This window comes from Bombilactobacillus bombi, assembly GCF_013607485.1.
Classification (GTDB): Bacteria; Bacillota; Bacilli; order Lactobacillales; family Lactobacillaceae; genus Bombilactobacillus; species Bombilactobacillus bombi_A.
Genome location: NZ_SCHP01000003.1, coordinates 65,750 through 82,015 on the forward strand (window position 1 = coordinate 65,750; position 16,266 = coordinate 82,015).

12 protein-coding genes are annotated in these 16,266 nt (G+C 36.8%); 4 read left to right on the forward strand and 8 right to left on the reverse strand.

The genetic code is table 11. The features are described from left to right. Nucleotides 1–29: 29 nt before the first annotated feature. A complete protein-coding gene (locus tag EQ827_RS01685) occupies nt 30–557 on the forward strand; it encodes a DUF308 domain-containing protein (protein WP_181189240.1) in 528 nt (175 codons plus the stop codon). Between the two features lie 65 nt (nt 558–622). On the opposite strand, the gene EQ827_RS01690 is transcribed toward EQ827_RS01685, so the two are convergent. The 5 genes from EQ827_RS01690 to EQ827_RS01710 form a co-directional block, all read right to left on the reverse strand. After that, nucleotides 623–1,594, reverse strand: coding sequence for an amidohydrolase family protein (locus tag EQ827_RS01690; RefSeq protein WP_181189241.1), 972 nt, complete (start codon nt 1,592–1,594; stop codon nt 623–625). A 68-nt stretch (nt 1,595–1,662) separates the two neighbouring features. Then, nucleotides 1,663–3,087: an L-arabinose isomerase gene (gene araA, locus EQ827_RS01695; protein ID WP_181189242.1), complete on the reverse strand. Its 1,425-nt coding sequence runs from the start codon at nt 3,085–3,087 to the stop codon at nt 1,663–1,665. A 17-nt stretch (nt 3,088–3,104) separates the two neighbouring features. After that, nucleotides 3,105–3,833, reverse strand: a complete 729-nt coding sequence (locus tag EQ827_RS01700; RefSeq protein WP_181189243.1) for an L-ribulose-5-phosphate 4-epimerase — start codon at nt 3,831–3,833, stop codon at nt 3,105–3,107. A 43-nt stretch (nt 3,834–3,876) separates the two neighbouring features. Then, nucleotides 3,877–5,475, reverse strand: coding sequence for a xylulokinase (locus EQ827_RS01705; protein WP_181189244.1), 1,599 nt, complete (start codon nt 5,473–5,475; stop codon nt 3,877–3,879). Between the two features lie 24 nt (nt 5,476–5,499). Further along, on the reverse strand, nt 5,500–6,876 hold the full coding sequence (locus tag EQ827_RS01710) for a sugar porter family MFS transporter (protein ID WP_181189245.1): 1,377 nt from the start codon (nt 6,874–6,876) through the stop codon (nt 5,500–5,502). A gap of 270 nt (nt 6,877–7,146) precedes the next feature. Between EQ827_RS01710 and EQ827_RS01715 the strand changes: the two genes are divergently transcribed. Beyond that, nucleotides 7,147–8,223 (forward strand): GntR family transcriptional regulator, encoded by a 1,077-nt coding sequence (locus tag EQ827_RS01715; RefSeq protein ID WP_181189246.1) that lies wholly within the window; start codon nt 7,147–7,149, stop codon nt 8,221–8,223. Nucleotides 8,224–8,418: 195 nt separating this feature from the next. Here the strand turns inward: EQ827_RS01715 and celB are convergent, their stop codons facing one another. The 3 genes from celB to EQ827_RS01730 form a co-directional block, all read right to left on the reverse strand. Further along, a complete protein-coding gene (celB, locus tag EQ827_RS01720; protein WP_181189247.1) occupies nt 8,419–9,765 on the reverse strand; it encodes a PTS cellobiose transporter subunit IIC in 1,347 nt (448 codons plus the stop codon). Continuing rightward, nucleotides 9,766–11,142, reverse strand: a complete 1,377-nt coding sequence (locus EQ827_RS01725; protein WP_181189248.1) for a glycoside hydrolase family 1 protein — start codon at nt 11,140–11,142, stop codon at nt 9,766–9,768. A gap of 122 nt (nt 11,143–11,264) precedes the next feature. Beyond that, nucleotides 11,265–13,211 carry a M13 family metallopeptidase gene (locus EQ827_RS01730; RefSeq protein WP_181189249.1) on the reverse strand — a complete coding sequence of 649 codons (1,947 nt, stop codon included), beginning with the start codon at nt 13,209–13,211 and terminating at the stop codon, nt 11,265–11,267. Between the two features lie 451 nt (nt 13,212–13,662). Between EQ827_RS01730 and EQ827_RS01735 the strand changes: the two genes are divergently transcribed. Together EQ827_RS01735 and aroC are read left to right on the forward strand one after the other, a co-directional pair. Beyond that, nucleotides 13,663–15,102 (forward strand): MFS transporter, encoded by a 1,440-nt coding sequence (locus EQ827_RS01735; protein ID WP_181189250.1) that lies wholly within the window; start codon nt 13,663–13,665, stop codon nt 15,100–15,102. Further along, nucleotides 15,095–16,264, forward strand: coding sequence for a chorismate synthase (aroC, locus tag EQ827_RS01740; protein WP_181189251.1), 1,170 nt, complete (start codon nt 15,095–15,097; stop codon nt 16,262–16,264). The genes EQ827_RS01735 and aroC overlap by 8 nt, the downstream gene beginning before the upstream one ends. Nucleotides 16,265–16,266: the final 2 nt, after the last annotated feature.

The following is a 16,266-nucleotide window of genomic DNA, read 5'->3' on the forward strand; positions in this document are numbered from 1 at the left end:
TCTTTAAATCTTAATGATGGTGGCTAATTATGAAACAATATTCACGCCAATTTCACTGGTATCGTTGGCTGCGGATTCTTTTTTTAGTACTCACAGGTAGTGTAATGATTCTTAATCCTGACAAAAGTCTGGATGTCATCTTATATCTAATTGCTGCTTATTTAGTAGGTTTAGCATTGATTGCTTTACATGATGGCTGGTTATTAGCTAAAACCCACAGTGATAATACCGGACCATATGCTACGGCTGTAATTTCAATTATTATGGCAATTTTAATTTTCCCGATTGCCCACATTTTATTACCACTTTTACCGGTTATTTTAGGTATTGTCTTATTAATCAATGGTGTTAACCAGTTTTTTAACGCACGTGTTAATCGCAAATATATTAATGTAACTCCATGGTTGGATTATTTATATTCCATCTTATTGATTCTCCTGGGTATTGCACTAGTCTTTAATCCTTTTGACATGTTGCGGATTTTTTTCCGTTTACTAGGAGTGGGATTAATTGCACTGGCATTTATGGAATTCATTAATACACGTCTTTATAAGTAATCTAAAATTAACACCGCTAAAAAAGCAAGGAGTTGAGGACGGAATGTCTTTTAACTCCTTGCTTTTTAATTATTTTTAAAAACAGCATCTTCACTATCACGCATTGCTTGAACATTTTGCGGCTTAAAATAAATCCGTTCAGCATTATTATACATAACATCTTCTAATTCAGATTCAGTAAAGATGTCAGTAGCTTCTAACCAAGTTGACAAATCGTGATAAGAATTGAAAGTTGATGACCACGGTGAATCAGTGCCCCAAAAAATTCGTTTAGCACCTAAAACTTTTTTAGCCAAGGTTACATCTTTTTGACAACGTGGAAATGGAAATTCTGTTTCCCCTTCAATATCTTGAATTGCTGATAATTCAGTATAAATATTAGCAAATGGCTGCCATTGCTGCAAAGCATTTTCTAATCGATCCAAGTGATCAGCATTAGGAAATGATAAATGACAAACTACAAAATCCAGTTTTGGATAACGCTGAGCTAAATTGGCAATAGCTTCAGGCTCATAACTAAATTGTGTGTAATCACCATAATCAACGGTAACTACAAATCCTGGATAATCAGCAATAAAATGAAATATCTTCCCTAATTCTGGTGTTGTGTCTAGTCTAAATGGCTGATGATAACCATGCAAGCCACCACCTTGACTAATTTCAAACTTAATTGCACGAAAACCTAGGTCTTCTACATGACGTTTAACGATCTGCATTGCATTATCAGCAAAGGGATCAACTGAAAAAGCTGCAATAAATTTGTCAGGATATTTCTTAACGGTTTGATAAGAATAATAATTTTGGTATCCATTTAAACTTCCCTGAAGTAAAACTGCTTTATCTATGCCATTATCTGCCATTACTTTTAAAGCTGACTCAGCCAAAAAATTATCATCACCCCAGCCATCAGGAATAAGTTTAATTAAAGTACCATCATCCCAAATGGTTTGACCGTTGCCTAAGGGTGTCATACGTCCTTTACCATTTAACCCAGCAACTGCACGTACTAAATGTAAATGTCCATCAATTTTTTTCATAGATATGGTCCCCATATTAAAAAGTCTTCCCAATATTATATATCAGGAAGACTTTTTATATTAGCAAGTTATTTAATATTGACTAACTTAATACCATATAAAGTAGCTAAATCTTCAACTTGTTGAGTTTTAGCTGCAAATGAAAATACTGTATGATGTCCACCACCATTTTGGATCCATTGAGTAGCACCATTCTTCAAACCTGCTTTTGGTGTCCACATCTGTTTAGCAACAGGTAAATGTGGAGTTTCTTTTTCAGGTTTATGAGCATCTACTTCATAACTAATCAATTTAAAGCCATCTCTGAAGTCAGCCATAGTAACATCAATTGCATCACCTTCAGAACCAGTAAATACCAAACGAGCAGGATCATCTTTACCACCAATATCTAATGGATGAACTTCAACCCGTGGCTTAGTTGAGGCAATTGATGGGTCAACTTCAAGCATATGTGAGCCTAAAATAGCTTCGTGGCCAGAGCGTAAGTCTAAGGTGTAATCTTCCATAAAGGCAGTTTGTTTGTTATGTGTCATAATCTTAAAGACCCGTAGCAAAGCTGCAGTCTTCCAATCACCTTCGCCAGCAAAGCCATAACCATCACGCATTAATAATTGGGCAGCCAAGCCTTGTAATTCTTCTAAGCCCCACAAATCTTCAAAGTTAGTAGTAAAGGCACTATAGCCACCGCGTTCAAAGAAACGTGTCATAGCAATGTATTGCTTTAATTGATAACGTACAGCATGTTCAAAGCTAGCAGAATCATTATCACCAACAACAAATTCATATTCATCTTTCAACTTGTTGTATTCTTTTTCAACATCAGCATCACTGACTTGTTTCATTTCTGCAACTAAGTCTCCAACACCAAAGTAATCAACTGTCCAGCCCATTTGAATTTGTGCTTGAATCTTGTCACCTTCGGTAACGGCAACATTACGCATATTGTCACCAAAACGTGCAACTTTCAAATTGAAGGATTCTTCATAAGCAACAGCAACATCTTCCCAGTCAGCAATTTCTTGTTGTACTGAGCTGTCATTCCAGTGACCATAAATAACTTTATTATGTTTTTGTAAACGTGCGTTGATATAACCATACTCACGATCACCATGAGCACTTTGATTTAAGTTCATGTAATCAAAATCAATTGTGTCATAAGGAATATGATCTAAATATTGAGTTGCAAAGTGTAAGAGCGGTTTTTGTAATAACTTAGTACCGCGGATCCAGTTTTTAGCTGGTGAAAAAGTATGCATCCATGTAATAACACCAGCTACTTTGTCATTATAATTGGCATCTTTCATGAATTTAGTAATTTCATCAGCAGTTGTCAAAACTTCTTTAAAGACAATCTTATAAGGCAGTTTGCCACTAGCATTTAAGCCAGCAACCATTTCTTTAGCATCTTTAGCAACGCTCTTTAAAGTTTCTTCACCGTAAAGATGTTGACTTCCTGCAGCAAACCAAAATTCATAATCAGGTACTTGTAACATAATAAACACTCCCTTTTTTATTTGTGTGGTGCATGGTTTTTGGATTGGGCATTGTTTTGCCCGTAGTAAGCATTCTTGCCGTGCTTACGGTAATAATGTTTATCTAATAAATATTGTGGTAATTCAATGTTTTGCCGAGTTAACTGTAAAGAATGATAATCTTCTTCTGCTACTACTTCTAATACCTTGGCATTATATACCGCCTTGGCTGCTGTATCTCCCCAGGCAAATGGTCCGTGTTGGCTGACTAATGCTGCTGGTGTAGCTTCGTAGTCTAAGCCACGTTCTTTGAAGGCTTCCACAATGGCTTGACCGGTATTACCTTCATAGTCTGCTTCAATTTCCTCTTTGGTTAAGGCTCTTGCTGCTGGTACAGCTGTGTAGAACGTATCGGCATGGGTAGTATTTAAGGCTGGAATATCTATCCCTGCTGCCGCAAAAGATACTGCCCAAGGCGAGTGCGTATGCACGATGCCACCAATATTAGGAAAAGCATTGTATAACACGGTATGTGTTGGAGTATCACTGGAAGGATTCATCTCTCCTTCTACTACTTCTCCTTGCAGATTAACAACTACCATATCTTCAGGTTTTAAATCTTCATAAGCCACACCTGATGGCTTAATAACAAATAAACCTTTTTCCCGATCAATACCGGAAACATTGCCCCAAGTAAAGGTGACTAAATCTAATTGAGGTAATTGCATATTAGCTTCATATACTTTTTGTTTTAACTGTTCTAACAACCTGTCTCACCTCCTTAAATTATTTATCTTGTAAAATATCAAATTATTTATCTTGTAAAATAGCTGCTTGAGCTTCTATTGGCAAAGCAGTTTGATAACGTTGAATATATTCTTCGTACCCATGAACACCTGCTGGCTCTGGACTTAAAGTCATGGTTTCTGAACTTGCAAACACTTTAGTGTCTAAATAATCCGGCAAACTTTCTTGAGCTCCTGAAGCTGTATATTGTGCTAAAACTGCCATACCCCATGGCCCGCCGACACTAGCATTATTCATGACTGCGATCGGAATATTTAAAGCGTTAGCCAAAATTTGTTGAGCCATTACAGGCGTTTTGAAAAGTCCACCTTGAGCAATCATTACTCCGGGGTGAATACCCTCTTCTTTGGTTAAAATATCCATCCCTATCTTTAATGGTGCAAAGGCTGAATAAAGCTGCGCCAACATAAAATTAGCTAAAGTAAATTTACTTTCGGGGGTACGTACAAATAATGGACGACCAGCCTTAATATCAGTGATATTTTCACCGGATAAATAACTATAATTAATTAATCCACCAGCATTCGGTTCACTTTTAGCTGCATCTAAAAACAAGGTTTCATACAACTTATTAGCTGATAAGTTAATTCCTAAACGGCCTGCAAACTCTTGGAACAGATTTGCCCATGCATTAATATCTGAAGAACAATTGTTAATGTGCACCATGGCTACAGGCAAGCCATCGGGTGTCGTAACTAAATCAATATCACGATGAACTTGTTTTAAAGGCTTATCCAAAACAACCATCGAAAAGGCTGATGTACCAACAGAGATATTACCAGTTTTCAAACGGACACTATTAGTACTAATCATTCCTGTACCCGCGTCGCCTTCTGGTGCGGCCATAACACTGCCACTTTGAAGTACTCCCGTAGGGTCTAACAACTTAGCTCCCGAAGCAGTTAAATGCCCCGCTACCTGTCCAGCTAATTTAATTTGCGGCAAAATATCAGCTAACTGCCAGGAATAGTTTTGCACTTCTGGTAACTCATTAAATTGCTGAATCATATGAGGATTAAATTGATCATTTACATCAATAGGAAACATTCCAGAAGCATCGCCAACACCAATAACTTTTTCACCAGACAACTGCCAATGTACATACCCAGCCAAAGTAGTTATAAATGCTATCTGGGAAACGTGGGGTTCTTTTTGCAAAATTGCATGATATAAATGTGCAATACTCCAACGTAACGGTATATTAAAATCAAACAATTGAGTTAATTTATCAGCGGCATCTTGTGTAATGTTGTTACGCCAAGTCCTAAATGGAACTAACTGCTGCCCCGCATCATCAAAGGCCAAATACCCATGCATCATAGCACTAACCCCGATGGCGCCAATCTTTTGTAAGTTAACATGATATTGGCTTTGAACATTAGCGCTTAATTGTTGATAGCTGGCTTGAATCCCTTGCCAAACATCTTCCAAAGAATAAGTCCAAATGTTGTTTTCATAACGGTTTTCCCAGACAAAACTGCCTTCTGCAATGGGATGAGTATCATTAGTAATTAAAACAGCTTTTATTTGTGTAGAACCTAATTCAATTCCTAAAGCTGTTTGTCCTGATTCTATTAATTGAGATATTTGTTTAATATCCATTTATAAGTACCTCTTTATTATTAATTAAGCTTTTTTAACACCTGCTTCTTCAATTTCTTCCAAAGAGCGGCCTCTAGTTTCAGGTACGAAGAAATGAACAAACAGAGCACCTAGAATACAAATAACACCAAAAATAGCGAACACTGCATCTTGGGGCATTGAAGCTGTCATAATTGGGAACAACAAACCAACAGCCCAAGAACCTATCCAATTAAAGGATGAAGCCAAACCAGATGCTCTACCTCTAATCGCTAAAGGAAAGATTTCTCCAACTAATACCCAAGTTAAAGGAGCCCAGGTAACTGAATAAAAAGCAACATAAATACATAAGAAAACAATAATCATAAATGGATTAGTATGAGGCATTACCAAATGAATAATTGCCGGTAATAAGAACGACAAAGCCATCACACTGCCACCAATTGTCAGTAAAGTTTTACGGTTAAACTTATCTGCAATCCACATAAATAACAAGGAACCTGCTACTAAAATGACACCTTGAACAATCGGCCATAATAATGCTGAGCTGGCAGCTTTACCAGTAGCTTTTTCTACAATCAATGGTATGTAGTAAAAGATTGCGTTTGCACCTTGGAATTGTTGAAAAGCTGCTACCCCGACCCCAGCAATTACTAAATAACGATACTTACCACTAAATAATGTAGACCAAGTAGCACTTTGATCAGCCTGTTCTTCTTGTGCTGAAGCATTTTGGATATCCTTAATTTCAGAATTAATCTCAGCTTCACTATCACGAATATAAGATAATACTTTACGTGCTTCTGGCAATTGATTATTCTTAATCAAAAATCTTGGTGATTCTGGCAATTTTACTACGCCAAAATATAAAATTACTGCTGGAACTGCTGCTAATCCTAACATTAAGCGCCAAGCCCAAGCTTCTGGCAATCCTTTTAAAACATAGTCCATAATATAGGATAAAAGCATTCCCGAACAAATCATTGTTTGATTTAGTCCTGATAATCGTCCACGCATCCTTGTAGGTGCCATTTCTGACATATAAGCCGGAACTAACGCTGAAGCAGCACCAACTGCTAATCCTAACAAAATTCTAACACCAATTAGATAATATTGTCCGTTATGGGGGGAAATCATTGAAAGAATTGAACCCACAGCAAAAATCAAAGAGGAAACTAGAATCATTTTTCGACGGCCAAACTTGTCTGATAATTGTCCAGCTAAAGCGCCTCCAAAAATAGCACCAAACATAACCGCTGAAGTAATAGCACCAATAATTGTTGCATTAGTTAAATTCCAATCATGTTTCAAAAATGGCAAAGCACCTGTCATAACCCCAATATCATATCCAAATAAGATGCCACCAAAGGATCCAAAAAAATATATAAAACCACTCGGTATCTTTTTCTCTTCTGAAGCCAAAATTTATCCTCCTTCATTATTAATTAATTAATTAAAATAGCGTTTTCAATCAACAAATACATTGTAGCTAATAGATTTAGATAAATCAATATCAAAAAAATTGATTCGAATTAATATATTTAAATATATTATTTGATATATCAAGAATTTTCCAAAATAAAATAAATATTTGTTTTTTATAATTAAAAAAATATCTAATTGATAACATAAATCATGCTATAATTAAGCTAAATAAGTAAATTAATTCGAATCAATCGGCGAGGTTTTCTCATGAAAAATGATTATTTAACTGTCAGAGCTACTCTCAAACAATTAATCACCAATGGTAAATTAGCAGCTAATAAAAAATTGCCCACGGAAGCACAACTAATTAAAAAATTTGGCGTATCCAGGTATGCAATTAGAAAGGCTTTGGAAAAGTTAGAAGATGAAAAACTTATTTATCGTATTCAAGGCAGTGGTATGTTCGTTCAAGACTGGAATAAAAAATGGATATACAACTCTAACAGTAAAACTATCGGCTTAATTTGTACTCATATAGCTGATTATATTTTTCCAAAAATCATTTCTCATATTGATTCTATTATTGCACCATTAGGATATTCTCTATTAGTCACAAATACCCACAATAATCCTCAAAAAGAACGGGCACGTTTAATCAATATGCTTGATTCTCAGGTAGCAGGACTAATAGTTGAACCTAGCGAAAGCGCTCGTCCTAATCCCAATTTAGATCTTTATCGAATTATCAAACATAATAAAATTCCAATATTATTTTTAAACGCTTGTTATCCGGGATTGGATTTCCCTGTAATTCAAAACACCGATGAAGAATCAGAAAAAGAATTAACTAAGTATTTATTAGATTTAGGCCACCAGAAAATTCTTGGAATATTTCAAGTTGATGATTTACAAGGAGTTCATCGAATGCAAGGATTTATTAAAGCGTATCAAGAGCAGAATATCGATATTTCTTATAGTAATATCATTATGTATAGTTCCCATGATCATTTTGAAACCATTAGTCATAAAATCGATGTTTATTTAAATAATTCGCAAAAACCCACTGCGATTGTTTGTTATCATGATCAATTAGCTATCCGTATAGTTGCTAAATTAAAAAAATCAAATTATCAAGTGCCTGAAGATATTTCAGTTACCGGATTTGATGATTACGATACCGCCCATTACTTCACTCCCAGTCTAACCACTATGACATATGAAACACACCAGATAGGCAAAGAAGCTGGTCAAGGAATTATTGCCTTAATTAAAGGTGAAAATTTCAATTCCATTACTCATCATCCCACTATGAAAATTCGTAACTCTACTGCTGCACCAAAATAAGACAATATAAAAAGATCAAGACTAAATTATTTTCTAATTGTTAGATAAATACAGCCAATTAGAAAAAGCTTCAAGAACGTCATTAGCCCTGATCCTTGTTGATCTGTTTTAATAAAATAGTACGAAATTTTTATTGCCATTTATAAGAAGCCCAACTGATGATTTAATGTAGTAAAACTTCATAACAAGACCCCGTTATTTTTTTGGAAGTTGTTCTTCTTGGTATAGCTTATGATCATATAATTTAAAAAATGGATAATAAATCAGTATCGATAAGAATAAATTCAAGAAAGCAACCAAAACAGCGCCTAAATTACCGCTAGTACCTAGCCAAGCACCCATGCCAACTGGCAAAATCCATGCAATTGCGCTGGTTACATAACTAATTAAATGTAATTTAATCGCAAAATAAGCTACAGATGCCAAAACCATCGGATTAATGATAAATGGCAAAATCAAGTAAGGATTATAGACAATAGGTGCTCCAAAAATAACAGGTTCATTAATGTTAAAAATAGCTGGTAAAATGGCAGTTTTACCGAGAGTTTTTAATTGGTCTGATTTAGAAACAAAAAGCATCAATAAGACGAGTCCCAAAGTTCCACCTGCTCCACCAATAAAAACCCACATATTAATAAAATCACCCGCAAACACATTATGCGCACCATTAACATTTTCGCTTAAGGCTACTAACAAAATTGGATTAACAAAACTGTTTTTAATAATAGCTGTGCCGTGGACGCCTACCACCCATAATAAGTGAATTAAAAGTAAGATGACAATCATCCCTAGCCAAGAGCCTGTTAAGTTCTTTACAAAACCGAAAGGTGCAGATAATAAACTGTGCAAATCAGTATGCATTAATCCCAAAATAATATTCAAAAAAATCATAACAAAACTTACTAAAATTGCCGGAATTAAAGATGCAAAAGAACGGCTTACTCCTTCAGGCACTCCGGCTGGCATTTTAATGGTGATATTTTTTCGCACACATAACCGATACAGTTGAACAGCAATTATACCGGTAATAATAGAAATAAAAATACCCACACCGCCAAAGCGCTGTAGCCACCCATTAACCAGACTCACACCGCCAACTAAATAGTTATTAGGCGCTAAAGTTTTATTCAAGGCTTGGGCGCTGCCATGATTCCAAGAAATCGCTGGAATTGTCAGTAAAAATGCAAACATCGATAATAAAGCACCAGTAAAAGAATTTAATTCTTTTTCGCCGCTGCGTCGATATTCTTCAATATAATAATAACCAACAGATAAAGAATAATACAGAGCCAAAGATCCCAATGCCATCGTATTACCTAGCATATAAAAGGCACTAAACTTAAGAATTGTCTGCTGAAAGAAATGTGCTGCAAAGGGAAAGATTTGCGGTAAATTGTTTAAAATCAAAAAGATAGAAGCCACAATGGTAAACGGCACGGCAGCCAAACTGGCATTCATAATACTCCGAACTACTTTAGTGTTAGCGACCTTATTTAATGGTGGCAATAAATAGTGATTCAAAAAATCAAATAACTTTTGCATTTAACTCACTCCATTTCTCTTAATAACCTGTTGGTACCAATAAAAACTATCTTTGGGATAACGGGCTAAAGTCTTTAAATCTTGCTCGCTTCGATCAACATAAATTAACCCGTAGCGCTTTTTCATACCTTCATGAACGCTGACTAAATCCAACGCCGACCAAGGCAAATAACCCCGCACATCCACACCACAAGCAACAGCTTTTTGAATACTGGATAGGTGCTCTTGTAAGTACTTAATCCGATAATCATCATGAATTTGCCGATCAGCAGTTAATTCATCGTACGCACCTAGGCCATTTTCTGTAACATAAATAGGTAAATGATAACGGTCATTTACTACTTCTAAAGTAGTTTGCAAACCTAACGGATCAACTGTCCAATTAAATTCATTCTTAGATAAATACGGGTTAGTCAATCCTTTATAAAATCCTTGTTCATATACATCTTCAGACTGCTGGTCACTAACGCCGTTAGTGCGATTTTTGCCCTTTTGCGGATATTCTACAGTAACGCTGGTGTAATAATTCATACCGATAAAATCAGGCAAGGCAGTCTGCATCAATGCTCGATCTGAAGGCTGTATTGGTAAATTGATTCCTGTTTGGTGCAAATAATTTTGAAACAGGGGATTAATGATGCCGTGGACACTAAAATCCAAGTATGCCCAGTTGCGGACAGCATTAAAATACTCTGCTGCCCGCACATCTTGGGGGTTAGCGCTGCCGGGATAAACATAAGAAATATTAGGTACTGGTCCAATTTTGGCATCAGGGCATAATTCATGGCAGGCCTTAAAAGCTTTTTTTTCAGCAATCATCAAATTATAAAAAGCTTGATAACGCTCTTGATGAGTATAAGTAAAGCCTAAAATCTTCTGATCAGCTAAGAGCATGACATTGGGTTCATTAATAGTTAACCAATAATGAACCTCAGAACCAAATTCTTGAAATAAAGTCCGTACATAATGTTCATAATCGGCAACAGTTTGACGCTTGGTCCAGCCACCTTGATCCTGCAAGATTTGCGGCAAATCAAAATGATAAGTAGTCACCATTGGCTCAATGCCTTGTTCATTCAGTGCAGCAAATACCCGGTGATAATGCTGAATAGCTAACTGATTAGTGGCACCACGGCCATCGGGAATAATGCGCGTCCAAGGCAACGAGATACGTAAAGCTTTAATGTGTAATTGTCCTAATAATTTAATATCTTCTAAATAACGATGATAATGATCTATTGCCACCGTAAAATCAGCAATTTGCGGATTACGTAAACGGGTATCTTGCACCGAAGGTGATTTGCCATCTTCATTGGCAGCTCCTTCAGTTTGATGAGCAGATAAGGATGCGCCCCATAAAAAATTTGGTGATAACATACAATTCTCCTTTTGATAACGCTTTCTTAATAATAAACAGAAAACTTTTTATAATATATAAAAGTGACCGTATTTAATTTTATACGGTCACTTTTGTTTTGGATAGCAATATACAATTTAAATTACCAAATATTAACGCGTTTTTCAGGATCCAACCACATGCCATCTTTTTCAGTAATCTGAAATGTTGTGTAAAAATCATCCATATTTTGAGCTTGAACATTTGCCCGCAACGGTGCTGGCGCATGGACATCAATATTTAAAAACATTTCCATTAACTGTTGAGTTGATTTAGTCCGCCAAATGCGTGCCCAATTAATAAAGAATTCTTTTAAATCTACTTGATCCTGAGCCTTTGCAGCTTCTAAAGCGCAGCTCAAGCCCCCAGCATCGGCCACATTTTCGCTAACTACTAATTTACCATTGACTTTTCCACCAGCAAATTCAATTCCATCAAATTCTGCAATCATAGCCTGAGTCAATTTCTTAAAGGTTGCATAATCATCTTCCGTCCACCAATTATTCATATTGCCAAATTCATCAAACTGTGCACCATTATTATCAAATCCATGCGAAATTTCATGAGCAATTACTGCTCCAATTCCCCCATAATTGGCACTAGATGACTGTTCTAGACTATAAAATGGTTCCTGTAAAATGGCAGCAGGAAAAGTAATATCATTGCGGGAAGGATCATAGCAAGCATTGACTAAATGCCCTGGCATAGCCCATTCGGTCCGATCTACGGGGCGGTAATATTTAGCAAAGTTATCTGCCAAAACTAACCGCTGAATGGCTTGGACATTTGTCAACAAAGATTGACTCTGATCAACTTTAAATTGGTGATACAGTTGGTTGACTTTGTCCGGATACCCAATCTTCAAAACCATTTTATCTAATTTAACAATGGCCTTTTGCTTAGTAGGTGTGCTTAACCAGGTATTATTTTTGATACGCTGTTGATAGATATTAATCATTTTGTGGATCATTTGTTCAACATCATTTTTAGCATTTTGGCCAAAATATTTTTCACCGTAGTATTTGCCGATAACTTCACTAAAGGTGGAGCTAGTCAAATTGTAGGCTTGTTTAAGCGGCGCCGATAATTCCTGACTGCCGCTTAAAGCCAAATTATAATGACCAGCAATTTCACGAAATTCTTGGCTTAAAAATGCACTGATACCAAAAACGTATTGTACTAAAGTCCAGCCCTTTAAGTTAGCAAAAGTCTGAGCGTTGACAATTTTAGCAAAATTTTGATAAAAGCGCGGTTCAGTAACGATAACTTGTGGAACTTCGGCTGCTACTGCTTGATTAATTAAGGCTGCAAAATCCAAATCCTGACCCTGCTTTGAAAATTCTGCCATTGACTGAGGATTGTACATTTTAACATAATCAGCTTGTTCTTCGGCACTCTTGACATAGTCCACTAAAGAACGATCAAACGCTAAAGCTTGTTGAACCAAGGTTTGGGCTGCTTCAGGTGTTTCGCCAATTTTTTGAAGCAGCTGGATAGCTGTCTGCTGATAAATTTTTAAAAGTTGTTCGCCACTCGGATTATCCTGATAATAACTAGTATCCGGCAAAATTAAGCCAGGTGCTGCTACATATACCACATTTTTACTAGTATCTTTCATATCAGCATCAATTCCGATAGCAAACGGCAAAGGCAGTCCCGTTTGCAGCCACTGTGGCAGTTGAGCTAACCATTGTTTAAAATCAGTTACAGCCTTGATTTTGTCATAATCAGTTTGCGCAGGAGTAAAGCCTTCTTGATTACGCCGATCAAAATCGGCTGCCACTTGATAAAACTTCACTGCTTGCACCATTAACTCATTATCAGGTGCTTTTTTCTGCGCTGCAAAATCTGCAAAATCTTGCATTAATTGTTTTTCAATTTCTAAAGATAAATCAGAGAATCCCCCTGTACGTGACTTGTCGGCCGGAATTTTGGCAGTTTTTAACCATTGGCCATTTACTGCTAAATATAAATTATCTTGATAGCTAGCGTCAGCTCCTTGCGTAGTATCACCCAAGCCGCCGATAACTTTTCTTATTCTTTGCTGCATAAGCTTCCTCCTCATTATTACATTTCTCATATTTTACCATTATTTAATCTTTTTGCGGACAATCCTACTTTTTTAAGTTGGCAGATATCTTCACTTTATCTATCAAATCAACTGATATTTAAATTAGATTCTTAATATTAAATAAAATTAATATTGACTTATTCAAATGATAATGTTTTAATATTAGTAAATTAACCGAAAGGAATTTTATCATGGAAAACTGCTTATCCAGCAAAAATTATTATTTTGGCTTTGCTTATTTTAGGTAGTGTCCGTGTCGTTATACTTAGACGCGGACATCAATCCTTGTTCGTGTCTAAGTGAAGTCATTTTGTCCTGACCAGCTAGACACCATTAATCTAGCTGAAGGCCTTATAATAGTAAATTAAGTCCAGCTAGATTATTATACTCTAGCTGGTTTTTTTTATATAATTTTAGAAGGAGAAAGTTTATGCATAAAAAAACATTGTCTTTAAGTCTTTACTTAAACTACTTCATTCATGGTATTGGTCTGATTATTTTAACCCAAAATATGCAGTCATTAAGTCACCACTGGCAAGCACCCTTAGCCACTGTGTCTTATGTAATTTCCGGCGTAGGCATTGGGCGCTTACTGGCATACTTTATTCTCGGTAATTTATCCGATCATTGGGGACGCAAAATTTTTGTTAATTTGGGTATGATTAGTTACTTTATCTTTTTTGTGGGCATGGCCTTTGTTACTGACATTAAAGTTGCTTACTTTTTAGCAATTCTGGCAGGAGTAGCTAACTCTGCACTGGATGCAGGTACTTATACTACTTTTATTGAAATGGGCGATACTCAAGGAGCAGCGAATGTCTTATTAAAAGCTTTCATGTCGGCCGGCGAATTTTTATTACCGCTTTTAATTGCGAATTTAGATGCTCAAAAACTTTGGTATGGATGGTCATTTTTAATGGCTGCCGGATTATTGGTTTTAAACTTTATTCTTTTAAACCGGCAACAATTTCCGCCGCGCAATCAACAGTCACAGCAGTCTACCATAGAGTCTCAGCAGCTAAGCCCTGCTAAAAAGATTATTGCAGCTATCTGTTTGGCTGGATATGGCTACACTTCAATGGCGGTAATGATTTTATATACCCAATGGATTAGCCTATTTGTTAGCCGTACCTTTGGTTTTAATGCTGTTTTAGCTCACTGGTTATTATCTTTATACAGCATCGGCTCTATTAGTGGCGTCATTATTATTTTTATTTTATTACGTCATAATATTTCTGAAAGCCGCCTGCTTATTACCCTCAATATCTTAGCCCTGTTAGCTTTATGTACTGTTTGCTACAGTCCGTGGGCGCTTGTCTCTATGGCGGCCGCAGTGATCTTCGGCTTTAGCGCCGCTGGTGGCATTATGCAGGTCGGATTAAATCAATTTATCCAACTTTATCCGCAGATTAAGGGGCGGATTACTGGCATCTACTTTACCTTTGGCAGTTTAGCTTCCTTTTCAATTCCCATCATTACTGGCTGGTTATCACAAACTAGTATCGCTCAAGCAATGCGCTTTGATATTTTCGTGGGTTTAGCCGGCTTAATATTGGTTAGCTTAGCCTGCTGGGCTTTACGCACACCAAAGTCTTTATCCAATCAGCGTCAGCAAATCAACAAGATTGATCAACGAATTATTCGCTTATTAAATCGACGTTTTAAAATTGTTACCACCATTAGTGATCTCAAGCTTAACCAACAGCTACCAATTTTAGATAAGCAACGAGAAAGTAATGTTTTGAAAACAGTCGCTCAAAAAACTGCTCAAAGTGAGCATATACCTTATCTGCAAGCAATTTATCAAACGATAATGACTAATTCACGTTCCTATCAAGAAAAATTATCTAAGGAGAATCAACATGATTAACTATGTAACTGCTGGTGAATCCCACGGCCCCCAATTAAGCGGCATTATAACTGGTATTCCCGCGGGACTGCACTTAGATATTTCCAAAATTAATGCTGCTTTAGCCGACCGCCAAGGCGGCTTTGGGCGGGGCAGCCGCCAACAGATTGAACATGATACTATCCAATTTACCGGTGGATTACGTCATGGAGTAACTTTAGGTAGTCCTTTAGCTTTAACCATTCAAAATCGTGATCATCAACATTGGTCCCAAATTATGGACCCTATCAGTTCAGTCAACAATACCAACACCTTACGCAAAATAACCCGCCCGCGACCAGGGCATGCTGATTTAGTTGGTGGTATGAAGTATGGTCATCGTGATCTGCGCAACGTTTTAGAACGTTCCTCAGCCCGTGAAACTGCAATGCGGGTCGCTATTGGTGCTATCTGTGAACAATTGCTAGCACAATTAGATATCCAGTTGGTTGGTTACGTCCAACAAATTGGCAATGTGCAAGTTAAAGAACAGCCAGCATTATCAGTAGCGCAAATAATCCAACTTATTCAACAAAACGATTTACGCATTCTCGACACTACCGACGTAGAAGCGATTCATGAATTAATCCTTCAAACTAAAAAGAATGGTGACACTTTAGGTGGCGTCATTAAGGTAATAGCTGAAAATGTCCCAGCAGGATTAGGCAGTTATACAAGTTGGGATACTAAGTTTGATGCACGTTTAGCCGGTGCGGTCATGGGCATTAATGCTATCAAGGGGGTAGAAATCGGTGATGGCTTTAGCGCTGCTAGTAATTATGGCAGTCAAGTTATGGATGCCATTGATTGGCAGGCTCCCACTGGCTGGACACGATTATCTAATCATCTCGGCGGTTTTGAAGGCGGCATGACTAATGGTATGCCTATTGTTATCAAAGCCGCTATGAAGCCCATTCCTACCCTCTATAAGCCATTACAAAGTGCAGATATCAATACCAAAGTGGTTCAAAAAGCTCAAGTGGAACGATCCGATACCACCGCAATCGTTCCCGCTTCTATTGTTGTCGAAAAAGTTGTGGCCATCGAATTAGCTAAAATTATCACCGAAACTTTTGAGTCAAGTAATATTACACGTCTTCAAGAAAACATAGCTGCTTATCGTCAAGAACTGCAAAATTATTAGGA

Excerpts from the sequence above, each read along its gene's own strand:
- EQ827_RS01685 (WP_181189240.1), top strand. The coding sequence starts at position 30 with ATGAAACAATATTCACGCCAATTTCACTGGTATCGTTGGCTGCGGATT.
- EQ827_RS01690 (WP_181189241.1), bottom strand. The coding sequence starts at position 1,594 with ATGAAAAAAATTGATGGACATTTACATTTAGTACGTGCAGTTGCTGGG.
- araA (WP_181189242.1), bottom strand. The coding sequence starts at position 3,087 with ATGTTACAAGTACCTGATTATGAATTTTGGTTTGCTGCAGGAAGTCAA.
- EQ827_RS01705 (WP_181189244.1), bottom strand. The coding sequence starts at position 5,475 with ATGGATATTAAACAAATATCTCAATTAATAGAATCAGGACAAACAGCT.
- EQ827_RS01715 (WP_181189246.1), top strand. The coding sequence starts at position 7,147 with ATGAAAAATGATTATTTAACTGTCAGAGCTACTCTCAAACAATTAATC.
- celB (WP_181189247.1), bottom strand. The coding sequence starts at position 9,765 with ATGCAAAAGTTATTTGATTTTTTGAATCACTATTTATTGCCACCATTA.
- EQ827_RS01725 (WP_181189248.1), bottom strand. The coding sequence starts at position 11,142 with ATGTTATCACCAAATTTTTTATGGGGCGCATCCTTATCTGCTCATCAA.
- EQ827_RS01730 (WP_181189249.1), bottom strand. The coding sequence starts at position 13,211 with ATGCAGCAAAGAATAAGAAAAGTTATCGGCGGCTTGGGTGATACTACG.
- EQ827_RS01735 (WP_181189250.1), top strand. The coding sequence starts at position 13,663 with ATGCATAAAAAAACATTGTCTTTAAGTCTTTACTTAAACTACTTCATT.
- aroC (WP_181189251.1), top strand. The coding sequence starts at position 15,095 with ATGATTAACTATGTAACTGCTGGTGAATCCCACGGCCCCCAATTAAGC.